Source organism: Acinetobacter oleivorans DR1 (assembly GCF_000196795.1).
Taxonomy (GTDB): Bacteria; Pseudomonadota; Gammaproteobacteria; order Pseudomonadales; family Moraxellaceae; genus Acinetobacter; species Acinetobacter oleivorans.
Genome location: NC_014259.1, coordinates 2285954 through 2304608, shown reverse-complemented (window position 1 = coordinate 2304608; position 18655 = coordinate 2285954). Strand labels below are relative to the sequence as shown.

Below are 18655 nucleotides of genomic sequence, written 5' to 3'. Positions count from 1 at the left end.
ATGACTGAAAATTTAATAAAACAGCTCAAGCATTGTGGTGTCAGTTTTTTACTTGCTAGCATGGCATTAACTGGTTCTACAGCTCTATGTGCTAAAAGCCCAGCCGATCCCAATAAAGTTCTACGTTACGTATTCCCGACAGCAGAAACAGGTTTCGACCCAGCTTATATTCATGATCTATATTCAGCACATGTAACCACTTCAATATTTGAAACTTTATATACCTATGACTACTTAGCAAGGCCAGCAAAACTTGTTCCGAAAATAGCCACAGCCATGCCAGAAGTCAGTCCCGATGGTCTGACTTATACCATTCACATAAAAAAGGGTATTTATTTTACACAGGACCCTGTTTTCAAAGGTAAACCACGAGAATTAACAGCCAATGATTATGCGTACTCTTTTAAGCGTTTATTGGACCCGAATTTACGTTCTCCAAATAGCTGGTTGCTAGAGAACAAAATTGAAGGTATGGATGCATTAATAAACGCAGCCAATAAAACTGGAAAATTTAACTATGACCAAAAAGTAATTGGTTTACAAACACCAGATAAATACACCTTGGTGATTCGTTTAGTTAAGCCAGATTATAACTTTCCTTTGTTACTGGCACATGACCCTACAGGTGCGGTGGCACGTGAAGTCATCGAAAAATATAAAGATAAAGCAGGTTATGTAATGGGCCATCCTGTAGGGACTGGACCTTATGTACTCAGTAAATGGGTACCAGCATCACGAATTGTTTTAAAAGCGAATCCTGATTTCCGTGGTTTTACTTGGAACTTTGCTGCCAGTAGCCCTGAGGATGAGGCAATTGTAAAACGCCTTAAAGGTAAAAAAATGCCTCAAATAGGCACAATTGATATTCAGGTTATGGAAGAAAATCAATCGCGATGGCTGGCATTTCAGCGTGGTGAAATTGATATATTTCAGCTTGAAGGTCAACTGGTCGCAAAAGCAATTAAAGACGGTAAATTAAGACCTGAACTTGCTAAAGAAGGTGTGCAGCTATCTCGTATTGTTGATCCTGAAATTAGCTATATCTATTGGAACCTTAAAAATCCGGTCGTTGGCGGAATGAGTAAAGAAAAGATTGCTTTGCGCCGTGCAATAGCAATGTCTCGTTCAATAGATCAAGAAATTAAATTAGTAAGAAATGATGATGCTCAGCGTTTAGATTTTCCAGTTCCACCAGGGGTAGTGGGTAACGATCCACAGTATAGAACCAGTACGCCATATTCCGTGAAAGCAGCAAATTTATTATTAGATCGATATCACTATAAAAAAGATGCTTCAGGTTGGCGTACACAACCAGACGGTAAGCCTCTCGTCATTGAATATATGGCGCGCAGTGACAGTATTGGTCAGCAAAGCGCTGAGCTTTGGAAAAAGAACTTTGATAGTTTAAATATTCGCATGGTCTTTAAACCCATGCTTTTTGCAGACCTCATTCGAGCGCAAAAACAATGTGAAGGTATGTTTGGTTCTTCTGCATGGATCGCCGATTATCCAGATGGGGATAATTTTATGCAGAATTTTTATGGACCCAATACGCATATGACGAACTGGTCTTGTGGTTCGACACCAGAGTTTGATCAGTTATATCGTCAGACACAACAAATGCAAGCAGGTCCTGAGAGAGACGCGCTTTATCGAAAAATGACACGTTTATTAGAAGTGTATATGCCTGTTCAAGTCTCTTATGCACGCTACCGAAATATGCTGGCTCAACCACAAATCATTGGATATAAAAAGCATCCAATTTTACATGCTGAGTGGATGTATTTTGATATCGATACACATACTAAATCTAATCATTAAATGAAAAAAATTGGAGATATGATGAAAAATAATGCATTGAAAATGACAACTTTATGTATGTTGACCATAGGTATAAGTCAGTTTGCAACGGCAGAGACAACACGTCCTACTTTGCCATTACTTAAAGCACAACAGCTCCCGGCATGGTGTGATGCTAATTTAAAAAAGATTCAACAACAGATTACTATTTTTGAAAAAACGCCTGTGAAAGATAATGCAGCAGCGGCACCTATATTGGCAAAATGGGATAAAATTTTTGCGCATTTTGAAGATTTCTCAGGTCCGATAAGTCTATATAGTAACGTAGACCCAGATGCAAAATTACGTAAGGCATCTGAAGACTGTGAAATCAAAATTAATCAGTTTCACACTGATATATTTCAGAACCCGAAGCTATATAACTTAATTAAAAATACACAAGCAACAGACCCAATTGACCAAAAATACCGCCAAGATATTCTAGATCAGTTTGAAGACACAGGTGTTCAACTTGAACCGGTAAAGCGTGCACGAATGAAGGCCATTCTGGATGAGCTGACTAAACTTGAGCAAGAATATGCCCGTAACGTCCGTGATAATCCGGAGAAACTTGAGTTTACTCCTGAAGAGATGAAAGGCTTACCTCAAAGTTATATTTCAGCATTAAAGAAAAATGCTAAAGGCAATTATTTATTAGGGTTTGAATATCCTGAATATCGTCCTTTTATGGAGTTGGCAGATAATGATGATGCTCGGAAAAGATATCAAATTGCCTTTACTCGACGTGGTACTGAGCAAAATTTAAAACTACTTAAACAAGCAATTGATTTGCGTTATGAGCTTGCGCAGTTATTTGGAAAAGCAAGTTATGCAGATTGGGTTTTAAAAGACCGTATGGCTAAAACGCCTGAGGCTGTAAATCAATTTTTAGCAGAAGTTCAAAAAACAGTAGCACCACTTGAACGTAAAGAAGTAGAAGAACTCCGTGAGTTTAAAGCACAAACCTTAAAAACCCCATTAGAAAAAACCGAGATCACACGTTGGAGTGAAGCTTACTGGAGTGAAAAACTTCGTAAGAATAAATATCAGATTGATCAGGAAAAACTTCGTGATTATTTCCCAACTTTAGCTGCTCAAAAATGGTTGTTTGCCATTTCATCTGACCTTTATGGTATTGATTTTAAACCAGTCAAAGTGAAAGCATGGCAGGATGAAGTTGAATATTACGATGTAGTTGACAAAAAAACAGGAAAGCTTCTTGGCGGCTTATATATGGATAAATTTCCTCGTGAAGGGAAGTATGGCCATGCCGCTGTTTGGGGAGTATACGGTGGCAGCACTTTAACCAATCGATTACCAGTTTCAGCATTAGTTACCAATTTTAACCGTAAAGGTTTAAACAGTGACGAGCTTGAAACTTTTGTTCATGAGTTTGGTCATGCCTTACATGGCATTTTATCAAATACACGTTATGCCAGTCAGTCAGGAACATCCGTAGAGCGTGATTTTGTAGAAGCGCCGTCTCAAATGTATGAAGAGTGGGCACGCCGTAAAGAGACTTTATCTAAAGTGGCCGATTATTGTGATCCAGCATGTCCACGTGTTGATGATGAACTAATTGCCCGTTTAAAAGCTGTACATAACTATGGTCGTGGCTTGCGCTATGCGCGTCAGACTCTTTATGCACAGTACGATATGTCATTGCATACTGCTGATGCCTTAAAAGTAAAACCTTTAGAAAATTGGCAAAAAATGGAAGCTGCTACAGCTTTAGGTTATGTACCAACAACCGAATTCCCGGGGCAGTTTGGGCATTTGATGGGTGGTTATCAAGCAGGTTATTACGGATATATGTGGTCTGAGGTTTTAGCTTTAGACATGCTTTCTGCCTATGGGGACAACCTTAATAACCCGCAAGTTGGACAGCGTTACCGTCAAACCATTTTGTCACAAGGTAGCCAAAAACCGGCAGCTGAATTAGTTAAAGATTTCCTTGGCCGTGAACCTGATAACAAAGCGTTCTTTAATGAAATTACCGGACAACGGGTTAAATAAGGAATTATCACTATGCTAGCATATGTTATTCGGCGTTTATGGCAGATGATTCCAACCATGTTGGGGGTAGTCTTACTTATTTTTATTCTTTTTAACTGGGTAGGTGGCGATCCTGCTTATATTTTAGCGGGCAAGATGTCTAATCCTGAGCAGATTGAAAACATTCGTAAGCAGCTTGGTGTCGATCAGCCTTATTACGTTCAGCTCTGGATTTTCATTAAACAAATACTGACTTTTGACTATGGTGCAAGTTGGAGTACTGGCGAACCTGTTTCTCAAATTATTTTAACTCGATTAGGGCCATCGCTCGCGCTTTTAATTCCACTGACTATTTTACAGACGGTTATTTCAATTATTTTGGCATTAGCTGTTGCAGCTGTACGTGGTTCTCTAACCGACCGTATGGTCATGATGTTATGTACCATCGGCATGTCGATCAGCATCTTAGTTTACATTATCGTTTTTCAATATGTTCTGGCTTATCAGCTAAGTTGGTTTCCTGTACAAGGCTGGAGCGATAGCTTTACTGATAATTTATTTAAGTTTGCCTTACTGCCGATTCTAATCATGCTGGTGGTGAGTATTGCACCGACTTTACGTTTATATCGTAGCTTTGTGCTTGATGAAATTAATCAGGACTATGTTCGAACAGCACGTGCTAAAGGTGTAGGTGAAAGCCGAATCTTAGGTGTACATGTACTGCGGAACGCTTCAATTCCTATTATTACCGATGTGATGTCAACTTTACCTGCATTGCTCATAGGCGCATTTTTAATTGAACGTTTTTTTGGTATTCCCGGGATTGGTCGAGAGGTAATTATTGCAGTTGAGCGGAGTGATTTTCCTGTTATTAAAGCAATTACAGTTTACATCGCAGCTGCAACCATGATTTTTAATCTGATTGCCGATTTGGTCTACAAAGTGGTTGATCCACGTGTACAGTTGAAGTAGGTGGGCTATGCTGAGCGTTTTATCAAAAAGAAAACAACAAACAAAAACCGAAGCTCATTCATCTGGCCTGTGGAAACTTGCCATGCGTCGTCTTCGGGCCGACAAGATCGCAATGTCATCGCTAGTGATTGTATTGCTTTATTTTATTATCTTGGTTCTATCAATGACGGGTGTGATTGCATCTGACTGGAATAAAGAGGTTGCAGTAAGTTATGCACCACCTACATTTATAGGCGCAGATAAGACAACAGGTGCAGGGCAAAATGCAGCAGCGATTGAAGAAGAGTTACCAGAAAATCCTGTTGATCCTTTAAAAGATGTAATTCACCAACTCAAGGCTGAAATTAAACAAGAAAAGAGTGAGGGAAGTGCAATTGATTATTATGGTGTAGTTGACCCTTTAGCTGAGGATATGAAAGCAATTGATCAACAACTCGGAGGACATTTACTTGATCAGCAAAGTGAACTTAAAAGCACACTAATATTTGGAGCTGACAAATGGGGACAAGATGTCCTTAAAAAGACCATTAAAGGTGCTGAAACATCAATTATTGTTGGGGTGATATCCGCTTTACTTGCAGTAGGTATCGGTACACTTTTAGGCGCAATTTCTGGATATTTTGGTGGTTGGGTTGATGACATTCTCAACTGGTTTTATAACATTTTTACTTCAATTCCATATTTATTATTAGTGCTTGCTATTGCTGCCGTACTTCAACAAAAAGGCATTTTATCCATTGTTCTGATTTTAGGTTTAACGGGCTGGACGGGTGTTTATCGTTTAATTCGTGCCGAATATATGAAACATACTGCACGTGAGTACGTTCTTGCTGCTAAAGCAATTGGCGTTGGACACTTTCGCCGTATGTTCATTCATATTTTCCCTAATGTCAGCCATATCGCTTTGGTCCAAATGTCAATTTTGGTGGTGTCTTTCATTAAATCTGAGGTCATCTTGAGTTTCTTAGGTTTTGGTGTGCCAGTAGGCGTAGTGTCTTGGGGGAGCATGTTAAATGAAGCACAAAGTGAACTTCTTTTAGGTAAGTGGTGGCAGCTTGTCGCAGCCTCTGTCGCGATGGCTGTTTTGGTAACGGCATTTTCAATGTTTACTGATGCACTCCGTGATGCATTAGATCCAAAACTAAAATAAGAGGAAGATCCAAATGATCGAACAAGAAAATAAGAATGCGCCGTTATTGCACGTTAAAAATCTACGAGTAAGTTTTAAAGGTGAAGATAAACAATATATTGAAACCGTAAAAGGAATTAGCTTTGACATTCCAGAAAACACCACGGTTGCTTTAGTAGGTGAGTCGGGTAGCGGAAAATCGGTTACTTCTTTGGCAACTATGGGATTACTGCCTGTAGGTCAGAGTAAAATTGACGAGCAAAGTAAAATTATATTTGAAGGCAAAGATTTACTGAGCTTATCTCGTACAGAGATGCGTAAAATTTGTGGCAAAGATATTGCGATGATTTTTCAGGAGCCGATGTCATCATTAAATCCTGTTTTTACGGTTGGCAATCAAATTGCAGAAGTGTTGTGTTTGCATATGGGATTGAGCCGTAAACAGGCCCGACAACGCGTTTTAGAGTTGCTTAAAGAAGTAGGTATTCCTTCACCTGAAACTAAAATTGATGCCTATCCAAACCAACTTTCGGGTGGTCAACAACAACGTGTCATGATTGCTATGGCGATTGCGTGTGAGCCTAAACTACTCATTGCCGATGAGCCGACTACGGCACTTGATGTCACGATCCAAAAACAGATTATTGATTTACTTGAGTCATTGCGTAAGCGCCGTCAAATGTCGATGCTTTTCATTACTCACGATTTAGCGTTGGTTGGTGAAATTGCAGATAAAGTCATTGTGATGCGTCATGGCGAGATTAGAGAGCAAGGCGTTGCTGAAGAGGTTCTTGAACAGCCTAAAGATGTATATACGAGAGCATTACTTTATTGTCGCCCGCAAATGTCGCAACGACCTTATCGTTTACCAGTGACCAGCGATTTTATGCGTCAAGAAGACAACATCTTGGTCGAACAAAGCTTTGATGCTTCAGAAATTCCCGAGCGCAAACGTGGCTTAAATGGTGATGAGCAAATCATCTTAGAAGTAAAAGATCTGAAAAAAAGCTTTTATAGTCGTAAAGGTCTATTTGGCAAAGAAGAGTTTCAGGCCGTTAAAGGAGTTTCTTTTAAACTCGCTAAAGGAAAAACTTTGGTTTTAGTCGGTGAGTCAGGTTCAGGTAAAACGACTGTTGGACTATTACTCATGCGCTTACATCAGGCATCTGGTGGGCAGGCTTTCATCGAAGGTAAAGATATCCTTTCATTAACTGAAAAAGAGTTTGCTAAATATCAACGGAAAATCCAGATCATTTTTCAAAACCCATATGCCTCTCTTAATCCACGTTTTACCATTGGGCAAATATTATTAGAGCCTATGCAAATTCATGGTATTGGTAAAGATGATGCTGAGCGCAAACAAATTGCACTTGGTTTACTTGATAGAGTGAATTTACCTGAACAAGCTTATTATCGATACCCACATGAGTTCTCGGGTGGACAACGCCAACGTATTGCGATTGCACGCTGTTTAACGCTAAAGCCTGAAATTTTGATTTGTGATGAATCAGTTTCTGCGCTCGATGTTTCAGTCCAAGCGCAGGTACTTAACTTATTACAAGACTTACAAGATGAGTTTGGGCTTAGTTATATCTTTATTTCACATGACTTATCGGTTGTGAAATATATCTCTGATCAGGTCATGGTCATGAATCATGGAGAAGTTGTGGAAATTGCCAATTCGGATGAGCTTTATGCACATCCTCAACATGATTACACTAAACGTCTATTGCAGGCGATTCCTCAAGGGATTCAACACATTTCATAAGCGTAAAGTTATGTCGTTAAGGGCACTTTCGAGTGCCTTTTTATTTGGTTTATTGCCTAAATGCTTATAAAATAACAGAAGTAAATATAGAGTATTTTATTCTTGCTATGTGTGCCAACTTTAAACCTTTAACTCTTGCTCAATTACAGCAACTTCAGTTGCCTGTGGTTGGCTTTAGCTATCCCGAAGAGGTTTATCCTGCAGGAACAATGCCACTATTATTCAAATCACCACAAGGTCTTGAATGGCGTGAAGTCATGTTTGGCTTGGTTCCAAAGTGGGCTGAAGATACCAACATAGCGAAACATACCTACAATGCCCGTCATGAAACGATTTTCCAAAAACCGAGTTTTCAAGAGGCTGCTCTTAAATGTAAGTTTGGTGTAATTCCAGTGACCGAGTTTTATGAAAGTAAATATATAAATGATAAGCCGGAACGATGGGGTGTACGCCGTAAAGATGGGCAAGCTTTTTTTATTGCAGCGATCTATGAAATTTGCAAAATCAATGAGACGGTTATTCGTTCTGCAAGCATGTTGACCATGGACGCGATTGACCATCCCATGATGAAAGACTTTCACGAACCAGGCGATGTCAAAAGATCAGTGATTGTGATTCCACATGACCGACTAGAAGAGTGGTTAAGTTTAGAATCACCTGATATTTCCAGCTTTATCGAAGGCTTTCCGGTTGAAGAATTTGAATGCTCTCATGTGCCAAAAGAAAAAGTTATAAAACCGACACCACAGTTAAGCATGTTTGATTAATCTATCTAAAATAAGATGAGGTTATTGATATCAACTCTGAATCAATAACCTATATTGTTTATTCAATATTTTTACTTAATGTTTGTACTTCAGAATCCTGAGCTAGATAACTTAATTCAATGGGTGAAATAACAAAAGTTGTATTATCTGAGGTCTGTTTAAATACAAAACCATATTCAAAAGACTGGCTACTTTTGTTTGGTAACCAGAATAGATAAGGACATCCTGTATAACTACCATCCCAACCCATTTCTCTTGCTAAAGCTAAAGCTGTATCTGATTTTGCAATAATTTCTTTAAGAGATTCTTTATCTCTTGTTGAAACATCACCATCATCATCTGCAAATGTTTGTAGGAACTCATTTAAGGGCGTAAGTTCTTCCCAGTTACGTTCTATTGTCGAGAAATGATATCCATATAGCATCATGTGCGCTTTCTTCCATCTTGTTATTGTGTGATTGAACATAGCAAGAAATACATGAAAAGGAAATGGATGGATCTGATTTAAGTTGTTTATTTTTCATAACTTATAGATTGTTTTTTGTACATAATAATGGTTTTTTTAACATCATCATTTTTCATATTAACTATACAGTGTGCACAAAAAGCATTGTTCATCTAATCATTAAGATAAATTACTTTTTTAGTAAATCAAACTGTTGGCGAATATTGAATTGTTCATAATTCACCTATAATAGAAATGAAACTATGTAGAGCATATTTATGTTTATAACAACTACGCGCCCACAAGATACTTTGATTAATCAGCTTCTTCCAGTCTTGGAACAAGCGAGCCAGATCCTATTACAAGAATATCAAAATTATTCTGCGGGTTATGAGTTTACTATTCATGAAAAACAAGATGATTCACCTGTAACTCAAGCAGATTTAAAAGTGAATCTTTTCTTATTAAAGCACTTGGCAGAGATTACCCCAGACTTGCCTGTTTTGTCTGAAGAAAGCGATTATAGTGCTCGCCATGACTGGTCTACGTGTTGGATGTTAGATCCGCTTGATGGAACTAAAGAGTTTATTCATGAGCGTGATGAATTCACGATTAACCTAAGCTTGATTAAAGGTAAAGAGACAATCTTTTCAGTTATTGCGGTGCCATGTGAACAAGTCGTGTATTTAGGATATCTGCAAGATTTACCTTTTAAATATAGCTTTACTCAAAAGCAGTGGTATCAATATCAGATAACTTCGCCTTCGCTAGATGTACCTATACAAATAGGACTTAGTCATGGCAGTAAAAATCCGAAATATCAAAGATTTATTCAGCCTATCGAAAAAGAACATAACATTATTAGAAGAGAAGCAGGAAGTGCCTATAAATTTTGCATGATGTTGGAAGGTGAAATAGATATTTACCCGCGATTCCATCCAACTTCTGAATGGGACACAAGTTCTGGTCAAGGGTTGTTGGAAAGTATAGGTGGTGGTTTACTTACTCTTGATGGAAAACCTTTTGAATATAACCAGAGACACACGGTTTTAAATAAGGGCTTTATCGCATTTCGTGATCAAGAAAGCAAAAAAATAGCATTTGAAGCATTAGCCCAATCAGGTGTTATAGATTGAGAGTTATGCCAGACATGTTATAGTGGCAAAGTATTGAAAAAAGATGACAAGATAACAATGGCACTCGATTTATTGCCTAAAAGTATGTTTGAAGCAATTGATTTATTGCCCGATGCTTCAACTCCCGTGACCTTATTTACGCGCCATTCTCTAAGAGAACTTGTGGATGGGCAGGGTTTAGCAGGATATGACCTCCAACTTACTCCTCAAGGGCGTGAGCTTGCGCAGGCATGGGGTAATTATTTAATTAAAAATACAGATCGTGTTATCCAGCATTGTATTTCAAGTCCAATACAACGTTGTGTCGATACGGCTGCGCTCATGATTGAAGGGGCTGATGATGTAAGTCCCGAATCTAATACACATACCATTGAAATTATTGAGCAGGGACTACTGGTTGAACCTGGTAGCTTTGTACTAGATATACAGCAAGCTGCTCCTTATTTTAAAAAACAAGGCGCTTTGGGTTTTATTAATAGTTTTGTTAATAATGCATTACCTGGCATGAAACACCCCATTACTGGTGTTCTAGACGTGCTAGAGCTTATTTACCGTACTCATCCCAAAACTCAAGGTGGACTTAGTTTAGCTGTCAGTCATGACACTATTATTGCTGCAATTGTTGCTGTAATTTCTGGTGAAAATAAAATTAAGAAAGAAGATTGGCCTGAAATGATGGAAGGCTTATTTGTATGGTTTGAGGGCGAAGAGTTTCCAAATTGCAAATTAAAATGGATTTGGAGAGGTAAGGCCTATGAGCTGAATGTAGCCAAATTTAACACAGGGCTATAAGCTCAAAAACGATAGGTAATAAAAAAAGCCCAATAGGGCTTTTTTTACATGCTTCAATTAGTTAGCTAACGCTTTAACTTGAGCATTTAAACGGCTCTTATGACGAGCAGCTTTATTTTTGTGGATGATGCCTTTATCAGCCATACGGTCGATTACAGGAACAGCTTTTTTGTAAGCTTCTGTAGCAACAGCATGATCACCACCAGCAATTGCACTTAAAGTACGTTTGATGTATGTACGAACCATAGAACGCAAGCTTGCGTTGTGTTTACGTGCAGTAACGTTTTGACGCGCACGTTTTTTAGCTTGAGCAGAGTTTGCCACTCTTGCACTCCTTGAAAATAAGTTGGTCTGGGCGGGCTGTGGTCAATCCAGTAAACTGGTGCAACCATCACCAGCCCGTAAACAAGTGCCATATTGTGATGAATAGACACCGTGAAGTCAAGCCTTGAGAGCATTTTAAGCGGTTTTAGGGGCTGCTAAAACCGTAAGAAAAGGTTAAATTTGATACAAACTTAAAGAGGGTTGGATAAAAAATGACTATAAGTACGAAAAAAGCAATTGTGATAGGTGCTACAGGACTTGTGGGTTTAGCTCTTGTCGAACAGCTTGAGCAGACACCAGAATTTGAAGAGATTACTGTTGTGGTAAGAAAAGAATCACAACTACTTAATACATATAAAAAAGTTAATCAGCTGGTTGTAGAAGATTTTTTAATGTTGAATGATGAAGATGTGAACGGTCATACCCATGCATTTAGCTGTTTGGGAACTACATTGAAAAATGCAGGCTCAAAACAGGCCTTTTACGCTGTGGATTATGAAATCAATGCTCATTTGGCAGATTTAGTACAAGATAAACATATTCATTTATTGTTAGTGAGTGCACTTGGTGCAAATGCCAATTCACCGATTTTTTATAATAAAGTGAAAGGACAACTAGAAGATTATATTGAAAGTCTACAACTTGAGAAATTGTCTATCTTTAGACCATCTTTACTTATTGGTAAACGCAGTGACGTACGATTCATTGAAGATTTAGGGCAAAGTCTATTTAAATTTATTGAGAATAAATTACAAAAACCATTCAAATATAAACCTGTAACTGCGGAGCAATTGGCTCATACGATGGTCGTAGCGGCGCTAACGCAAATTGAAGCCTTTAAACGATATGATAATCTGAGCATACAGAAAACTCGATAAGGGAGAATAAAAGTGTCGACAGTGCCATTTGTAACATGTGATTTATTAGATGATAACCCTGAAAAAGACTTACAGGTTGTAATTCCTTCAATGGATGGAAAGTTCTTTCAAAGCTATGGTGCACGTAAAACTTTTGGGGGGCGAGTTGTAACAGTAAAGTGCTTTGAAGATAACTCACGTGTAAAAGAGTTATTGGCAACAGATGGTACAGATAAAGTATTAGTGGTAGATGGTGGTGCCTCTATGCGCTGTGCACTGATGGGTGATTTGATTGCTGAGTCAGCAGTTAAAAATAACTGGAATGGTGTCGTGATTTACGGTTGTGTACGAGATGTAGATGCGCTTGCAACTTTGGATTTAGGCGTACATGCATTGGCTGCAATTCCGCAAAAAAGTAATCGTAAAGGCATTGGTGAAGTAGATATTAATTTGTATTTTGGTGGTGTCACAATTCAATCAGGTGATTTTATCTATGCTGATAATAATGGAATTGTGATTGCAAAAGAAAAATTAGTCTAATTCTCTAATATAAAGGAACGCATGATGGTGATTCATCAAATTAAAGTACTTCAAGCGGTTGTATCTGCAATTGCTGAAGGCGGTAGGGGCGTAACAGGCACTGCTTTTCCTCAGCAACCTGTAAAAGCTTTGAAACTATATGAATTTGAAGGTTCACCATTTTGCCGCCGCGTTCGTGAAGTGATTACACTTTTGAATCTGGATGTCGAAATTTATCCATGTCCTAAAGGTGGAACAAAGTATCGTTCAGTTGTAAAAGAAAAAGGCGGGAAATTACAATTTCCTTTTTTAATTGATGAAAATACTGGTGATGAGCTATATGAATCACAAGATATTATTCATCATTTATTTAAACACTACGGTAAGACTGGAAAGACACCTCAGAAATTTTCGAGTTACCCGAACATGCCGTATGTGGCATTTGCAGGGACCATATTAAATGGTGCTCGTGGAGTTTGGATAAATAAAAAAATTGTTGATAGAGCTGCGCCTGAGCAAAAACTTGAGTTATGGAGTTTTGAGGCAAGTCCTTATTCAAGAGTCGTAAGAGGTTTGCTCTGTGAACTTGAGCTTCCATATATTTTGCATAATGTGGCAAAAGAAAGATGGCAAGATCAGGGTCCAGCTATTCTTCGTTTAAAACCGGGTAAATATGTACCTTTAAAAGGTGGAAAAAGAGAAAAAATATTGCCTGTCATGCAATGTAAAATGCAGGTCCCTTATTTGGTAGATCCAAATACTGGAGTGAAGATGTTTGAGTCTGCTCAAATCGTAAAATATTTAAAGAAGCAGTATGGGCGTTAATTAATATCTATTTTAGTAAGAGTTTAAGGCGCTTTACTTAAACTCTTTACAACCTCAGATTTCATTACAAGATGTATGAAAAGAAAATGAGTATGCTAAATTAATAAGGTTAATTACCTAAAAGGCATATTTTATGGAATGTATGAGAATTCAGCCTGTAACGAGCGCTCCTGGTGAAAATGCATTATTTATTGTATTGGGACTGGCTCAAGGTGATTCTGTAATAGAAAAAGTAAAAGATTTTGCTGCTAATTTTTCAGCACTAACCAGAAGTCTATCTAACCGTTATCCAGAAAGTAAATTTAATGCTACGTTGGGTTTTAGTTCAAACGCATGGGATATTTTATTCCCAGAGCAAGCGAAGCCTCAAGAGTTACAACCATTTCAAGAAATTAGAGGCCCGAAATATACGGCTGTCTCAACTCCAGGTGATTTATTTTTTCATATTCGTGCCGATCATCAGGCTTTATGTTACGAGCTGGGCAATATAATTAATCAACAGCTTGGTAAAGTAACGTATCCAATTGATGAAGTTCATGGTTTTCGTTATTTTGACGGACGTGCAATTATTGGTTTTGTTGATGGGACTGAGAATCCAGAACCCGTTATTGCGGCGCAGTGGGCATTAGTGGGTAATGAAGATCCTGATTTTATCGGGGGAAGTTATGCTTTTATTCAAAAATATACACATGACATGGAGAAATGGCGTTCATTAACCGATGAAGAGCAAGAAAAAGTGATTGGGCGCAAAAAGTTTAATGATGTTGAACTCGGTGATGATGAAAAGCCTTTAACTGCTCATAATGTTGTAAGTAAAGCTCATGATGCAGAAGGCAATGAGCTTAAAATTATGCGAGCTAATATGCCTTTTTCAAATCCTTCTAGAAATGAATATGGCACATTCTTTATTGGTTACTCGCGTAAATTTAGTACAACCCGACAAATGCTTGAAAACATGTTTTTAGGTAATGAGGATGGTAATCTTGATCGGTTGCTTGACTTTAGTACTGCTCAGACTGGTACCTTGTTTTTTGTACCAACTGTCGATTTTCTCGATGATTTAGGCGATGAATAGTCGTTAAATTAGAAGGATTATGTCATGGAAGTAGTTAGATTGCTTCCATGACATAAATTTAAAATTAATATGATGTGATGAAATGTTTAAGAAGATAACTCAGCTTTTTCAAGGCTCAAAAGAAACGCCAGAACAACTTTACTTACAAGAGAATCAATTAAAATTTGATTCTGAACGAGGACCTATCATTAACGATGTAGTAATCAATGAGAAATGGTCAGAACATCTTGAGTATTTCTCAAATCGTAAATTACAAAATTTTGATAATCTTCAGAAGTTATTCCTCATCACTCCACAAATTAATGAAAAAATTGATCTGGAAATAGCAACACAACGTTATGTAGAAAGATTAGGAAATACACAAGAAAAGCTACTTCAGCTTAAAGCGATTATACAAATATTAAATCAATATTACGTTTTGTTTTTGCGTGATAAATAATCATAGTTAATTGATTAAAAAATATAAAAAGTAGGGCTAACTAGTAGTTTGATTTTCAAAAAAATAACTCAATTCACTAAAAACATCATGCTACTATTAGGCCTATATCTTCTTAGCTGATAAAAGCCATATACATGTTTCAACAAGAAATCTCTCAATTGAATTTACAACAGCTCAAGGCCGGTGAAAAGCGTTGGGTGGGGTCGTTATTAGGTTCATCTGCTGCATTATTATTTAAGGAAATTGCTGTTCAGCATTCGTCTTTACTTGTTGTGGTTGCCAGAAATAACCAGCATGTAGCTCAATTAGAAAGTGAACTTGAATTTTATGGCATAAAACCAACAATTTTCCCTGATTGGGAAATCTTACCGTATGATCGTTTGTCACCTCATCAAGATATTGTTTCAGAACGCCTCGCAATTTTATCTAATATGCCTCAGAAGGGTGTGTTGCTCCTTTCAGCAAGCACTTTAGCCCAAAGAGTTGCACCATATTCATGGGTTTTAGGTGAGCATTTTGATATTCATGTAGGTCAAAAATTTGATTTAGAACAGCAAAAATTACGTTTAGTACAAGCTGGTTATCATTTAGTAGATACTGTTTATGATCACGGTGAGTTTGCTGTGCGTGGCAGTATTATGGATATTTTTGCCTCAGGACAAGAAGCACCTATCCGTATTGATTTGTTTGATGATGAAATTGATACATTAAAATTCTTTGATCCAGAAACACAAAGAACGACTACAGCTTTAAAAAGTTTTACAGTTTTACCTGCAAAAGAATTCCCATTAAAAGAAGCCCGCTCAATTTTTAGAGATCGATATTCTGAACTTTTTCCTACTGCTAATCCTAAGAAAAACCCGATTTATCAAGATGTCTTAGAGGGAATTGCTTCTCCAGGAATTGAATTTTACTTACCATTATTTTTTGATAAAGCACAAATGCAATCGCAAAGTACACTTACAACGTACTTACCAAAGAATTGCATTGTAATTACAACTAATGATGTAGACACCGATTTAACTAATTTTTGGAAAGAAGTTTTCCGTCGTTACGAAGACAGACGTCATAATGTAGATCAGCCAATTCTTCCTCCTGAAGAACTATTTATTGCTCCAAACCATTTACTGAGTGCTTTAAACCAGTTCCCGCGTATGCTTGTAAGTGCCGAATTGGTTGAAGAAAAAGCTGGCGCATTAAATCTTAAGGCTGAGCAGCCGCCAAAATTAGCAGTCGATCCGAAAAAGGAAAAACCGTTTACCGTCGTCAAAAAATATATTGATGAAGCAAATCATCCTGTTTTATTGGTTGCAGAAAGTGCAGGCCGACGTGAAAGCTTAAGAGATGGTTTACGTGCTAGTCTGGGAGATATCCCTAGTGTAGACAGTTTTGAACAATTTCAAACGAGTCAGTTTGCGATTGCTATTACAAATGCACCGCTCGACCGTGGCTTAGTTTTAACAGACCAATTAACTGTAATTTCAGAAAATCAGTTATATGAACATCGGGTAGTTCAGCGTCGTCGTAAACGTCAGCAAGAAGTTTCAGAAGAGTTCTTAATTCGCAGTTTGACTGAACTCAGTATTGATGCCCCAGTTGTTCATATTGATCATGGTGTGGGACGTTATGCAGGATTAGTTACTTTAGCAATTGAAGGGCAAGATTATGAATTCTTGCAACTCAATTATGCTGAAGGGGCAAAAGTTTATGTTCCTGTGACTAATTTGCATCTGATCAGTCGCTATAGTGGTGGCGATCCCGATCTAGCGCCACTTCATAAAATTGGAAGTGATGCGTGGAGTAAAGCTAAACGTAAAGCTTTAGAACAAATTCATGATGTTGCAGCCGAACTATTACATATACAAGCACGTCGTCAGTCAAAACCTGGTTTTGGTTTCGAACTCGATCAATCGCTTTATATGCAATTTGCTAGTGGATTTGCCTACGAAGAAACACTCGATCAGGCGAATGCTATTGAAGCGACTCTTCATGATATGCAGCAAGCTAGACCTATGGATCGACTTGTTTGTGGTGATGTCGGTTTTGGTAAAACTGAAGTGGCAATGCGAGCCGCATTTGTTGCTGTGCAAAATGGTAAGCAAGTTGCTGTTTTAGTGCCTACGACTTTACTTGCACAACAACATTATGAATCTTTTAAAGATCGTTTTGCTGATTGGCCTGTGCGTATAGAAGTGCTATCACGCTTTGGCTCAAGTAAAACCCATACAAAAAATATTGAAGATCTAATTGCTGGTAAAGTCGATATTGTGGTGGGAACACATAAACTTTTACAAGAAAATGTGCAATTTAAAGATCTGGGCCTAATGGTAGTCGATGAAGAACATCGATTCGGTGTGCGTGATAAAGAGCGTATCAAAGCTTTACGAGCAGATGTGGACATGTTGACGCTTACCGCAACGCCTATTCCACGAACTTTAAATATGGCTTTTTCTGGAATGCGTGATCTATCTATCATTGCTACACCGCCAGCCCGTCGTTTAGCTGTTAAAACCTTTGTGCAAGAGCATACAGAAGCCTCTGTGAAAGAGGCGATTTTGCGTGAGTTACTACGTGGTGGCCAAGTATATTTCTTACACAATGAAGTCGATACGATTGAACGGGCTGCTGAAAACATCCGTGTTCTTGTACCTGAAGCTCGTGTGGCAGTTGCTCATGGGCAAATGAGAGAAAGAGAGCTCGAACAAGTGATGCAGCAGTTCTATCACAAAGAATTTAACGTATTGGTATGTTCAACCATTATTGAAACCGGAATTGATGTTCCAAATGCCAATACAATTTTGATAGAACGGGCTGACAAACTCGGTTTGGCTCAATTACATCAATTACGTGGACGTGTAGGGCGCTCACATCATCAAGCCTATGCTTATTTGTTAGTTCCTTCTATAAAACACTTAAAAGGCGATGCAGAAAAACGTTTGGATGCAATTCAGAGAGCTTCCACTCTCGGTGCTGGCTTTATGTTAGCTACAGAGGATTTAGAAATTCGTGGTGCTGGTGAACTTTTAGGTGAACAACAAAGCGGTTCAATGCAGGCAATCGGTTATAGCTTGTATATGGAGATGCTGGAAAAAGCCACTAAAGCAATTCAGCAAGGTAAAACACCGAATTTTGATGCACCTTTATCGCTGACTGCGGAAATTAATTTACATATTCCGGCATTGATTCCAGATGAGTATTTAGGAGATGTGCATCAGCGTTTATTGTTCTATAAACGTATTAGTAATACAGATACACAAGAAAAACTCGATAATATCCGTATGGAACTTATTGATCGTTTTGGGGTTCCGCCGCAATCGGTTAAACATTTGTTTACTGTCCATCAGATTCGCTTGAAAGCAGAGCAACTGGGTATCACAAAAATCGATATTAATACTCAAGGTGGTAATATTGAATTCTCACCTGATACACCTGTTCAAGCGATTAGTATCATTCAGCTGATGCAAAAGCATCCGACCTATTATCGTATGGAGGGCGGACAGCGTTTAAAAGTTATGGTTCAGTTAGAAGAACAGGAAAAGCGCATCCAATTTATTAATGATTTATTAGCTAAATTATTAAATGAATTACATGCTTAAATAGTGTTTCAAAGTGATTTTAATCTCATACAAATTTTTTAAAAGCTGATATCAGAATTTTATGCACGATTTCTCGGATCAGAGGAGGAATAAGTGCATAAAATCATTGTTATTTGTAATCAAACCAGCCACTAGCAATACTCACATCAAAACTGATGTGATAGTATTAGCCATTAT

Annotated in this window: 16 protein-coding genes; 14 read left to right on the top strand and 2 right to left on the bottom strand. The window is 38.0% G+C overall.

Annotated elements, in window-relative coordinates; translation table 11 throughout:
- The 6 genes from AOLE_RS10740 (at position 1) to AOLE_RS10715 (ending at position 8470) form a co-directional block, all read left to right on the top strand.
- The gene (locus AOLE_RS10740; protein WP_013198065.1) at positions 1–1821 is read left to right on the top strand and encodes an ABC transporter substrate-binding protein; all 1821 of its coding nucleotides are present in this window, start codon (positions 1–3) and stop codon (positions 1819–1821) included.
- A complete protein-coding gene (locus AOLE_RS10735) occupies positions 1822–3855 on the top strand; it encodes a M3 family metallopeptidase (RefSeq protein ID WP_013198064.1) in 2034 nt (677 codons plus the stop codon).
- Between the two features lie 12 nt (positions 3856–3867).
- Positions 3868–4806 carry an ABC transporter permease gene (locus AOLE_RS10730; RefSeq protein WP_013198063.1) on the top strand — a complete coding sequence of 313 codons (939 nt, stop codon included), beginning with the start codon at positions 3868–3870 and terminating at the stop codon, positions 4804–4806.
- 7 nt (positions 4807–4813) lie between these two features.
- Positions 4814–5956: an ABC transporter permease gene (locus tag AOLE_RS10725; protein WP_013198062.1), complete on the top strand. Its 1143-nt coding sequence runs from the start codon at positions 4814–4816 to the stop codon at positions 5954–5956.
- Between the two features lie 13 nt (positions 5957–5969).
- Entirely contained in the window at positions 5970–7703 is a 1734-nt protein-coding gene (locus AOLE_RS10720) for an ABC transporter ATP-binding protein (RefSeq protein WP_013198061.1), read from the top strand.
- A 107-nt stretch (positions 7704–7810) separates the two neighbouring features.
- Entirely contained in the window at positions 7811–8470 is a 660-nt protein-coding gene (locus tag AOLE_RS10715; protein WP_035331583.1) for an SOS response-associated peptidase family protein, read from the top strand.
- Between the two features lie 58 nt (positions 8471–8528).
- On the opposite strand, the gene AOLE_RS10710 is transcribed toward AOLE_RS10715, so the two are convergent.
- Entirely contained in the window at positions 8529–8897 is a 369-nt protein-coding gene (locus AOLE_RS10710; protein ID WP_004792677.1) for a hypothetical protein, read from the bottom strand.
- 296 nt (positions 8898–9193) lie between these two features.
- Between AOLE_RS10710 and AOLE_RS10705 the strand changes: the two genes are divergently transcribed.
- Both AOLE_RS10705 and AOLE_RS10700 read left to right on the top strand, forming a co-directional pair.
- Positions 9194–10051, top strand: a complete 858-nt coding sequence (locus AOLE_RS10705; RefSeq protein WP_013198059.1) for a 3'(2'),5'-bisphosphate nucleotidase CysQ family protein — start codon at positions 9194–9196, stop codon at positions 10049–10051.
- A 57-nt stretch (positions 10052–10108) separates the two neighbouring features.
- Positions 10109–10843, top strand: a complete 735-nt coding sequence (locus tag AOLE_RS10700) for a histidine phosphatase family protein (RefSeq protein ID WP_004792672.1) — start codon at positions 10109–10111, stop codon at positions 10841–10843.
- Between the two features lie 57 nt (positions 10844–10900).
- Here the strand turns inward: AOLE_RS10700 and rpsT are convergent, their stop codons facing one another.
- Positions 10901–11167 carry a 30S ribosomal protein S20 gene (rpsT, locus tag AOLE_RS10695; protein WP_004792670.1) on the bottom strand — a complete coding sequence of 89 codons (267 nt, stop codon included), beginning with the start codon at positions 11165–11167 and terminating at the stop codon, positions 10901–10903.
- Between the two features lie 212 nt (positions 11168–11379).
- Between rpsT and AOLE_RS10690 the strand changes: the two genes are divergently transcribed.
- From AOLE_RS10690 to mfd, 6 genes are all read left to right on the top strand, one after another.
- On the top strand, positions 11380–12045 hold the full coding sequence (locus AOLE_RS10690) for an NAD(P)H-binding protein (protein ID WP_013198058.1): 666 nt from the start codon (positions 11380–11382) through the stop codon (positions 12043–12045).
- 12 nt (positions 12046–12057) lie between these two features.
- A complete protein-coding gene (rraA, locus tag AOLE_RS10685) occupies positions 12058–12564 on the top strand; it encodes a ribonuclease E activity regulator RraA (protein WP_013198057.1) in 507 nt (168 codons plus the stop codon).
- Positions 12565–12585: 21 nt separating this feature from the next.
- Entirely contained in the window at positions 12586–13368 is a 783-nt protein-coding gene (locus AOLE_RS10680; RefSeq protein WP_081399156.1) for a glutathione S-transferase N-terminal domain-containing protein, read from the top strand.
- Between the two features lie 142 nt (positions 13369–13510).
- Entirely contained in the window at positions 13511–14443 is a 933-nt protein-coding gene (locus AOLE_RS10675) for a Dyp-type peroxidase (protein WP_081399322.1), read from the top strand.
- An 82-nt stretch (positions 14444–14525) separates the two neighbouring features.
- A complete protein-coding gene (locus AOLE_RS10670; protein WP_004792661.1) occupies positions 14526–14882 on the top strand; it encodes a hypothetical protein in 357 nt (118 codons plus the stop codon).
- Between the two features lie 134 nt (positions 14883–15016).
- The gene (gene mfd, locus AOLE_RS10665; protein WP_013198054.1) at positions 15017–18478 is read left to right on the top strand and encodes a transcription-repair coupling factor; all 3462 of its coding nucleotides are present in this window, start codon (positions 15017–15019) and stop codon (positions 18476–18478) included.
- Positions 18479–18655: the final 177 nt, after the last annotated feature.

What these genes read in the sequence shown, in the direction of transcription:
- AOLE_RS10680 (WP_081399156.1), top strand. Translation starts at nt 12,586, where the DNA reads ATGATGGTGATTCATCAAATTAAAGTACTTCAAGCGGTTGTATCTGCA.
- AOLE_RS10720 (WP_013198061.1), top strand. Translation starts at nt 5,970, where the DNA reads ATGATCGAACAAGAAAATAAGAATGCGCCGTTATTGCACGTTAAAAAT.
- AOLE_RS10675 (WP_081399322.1), top strand. Translation starts at nt 13,511, where the DNA reads ATGAGAATTCAGCCTGTAACGAGCGCTCCTGGTGAAAATGCATTATTT.
- AOLE_RS10725 (WP_013198062.1), top strand. Translation starts at nt 4,814, where the DNA reads ATGCTGAGCGTTTTATCAAAAAGAAAACAACAAACAAAAACCGAAGCT.
- AOLE_RS10735 (WP_013198064.1), top strand. Translation starts at nt 1,822, where the DNA reads ATGAAAAAAATTGGAGATATGATGAAAAATAATGCATTGAAAATGACA.
- AOLE_RS10740 (WP_013198065.1), top strand. Translation starts at nt 1, where the DNA reads ATGACTGAAAATTTAATAAAACAGCTCAAGCATTGTGGTGTCAGTTTT.
- AOLE_RS10730 (WP_013198063.1), top strand. Translation starts at nt 3,868, where the DNA reads ATGCTAGCATATGTTATTCGGCGTTTATGGCAGATGATTCCAACCATG.
- AOLE_RS10700 (WP_004792672.1), top strand. Translation starts at nt 10,109, where the DNA reads ATGGCACTCGATTTATTGCCTAAAAGTATGTTTGAAGCAATTGATTTA.
- AOLE_RS10715 (WP_035331583.1), top strand. Translation starts at nt 7,811, where the DNA reads ATGTGTGCCAACTTTAAACCTTTAACTCTTGCTCAATTACAGCAACTT.
- AOLE_RS10670 (WP_004792661.1), top strand. Translation starts at nt 14,526, where the DNA reads ATGTTTAAGAAGATAACTCAGCTTTTTCAAGGCTCAAAAGAAACGCCA.
- AOLE_RS10705 (WP_013198059.1), top strand. Translation starts at nt 9,194, where the DNA reads ATGTTTATAACAACTACGCGCCCACAAGATACTTTGATTAATCAGCTT.
- mfd (WP_013198054.1), top strand. Translation starts at nt 15,017, where the DNA reads ATGTTTCAACAAGAAATCTCTCAATTGAATTTACAACAGCTCAAGGCC.
- AOLE_RS10690 (WP_013198058.1), top strand. Translation starts at nt 11,380, where the DNA reads ATGACTATAAGTACGAAAAAAGCAATTGTGATAGGTGCTACAGGACTT.
- AOLE_RS10710 (WP_004792677.1), bottom strand. Translation starts at nt 8,897, where the DNA reads ATGATGCTATATGGATATCATTTCTCGACAATAGAACGTAACTGGGAA.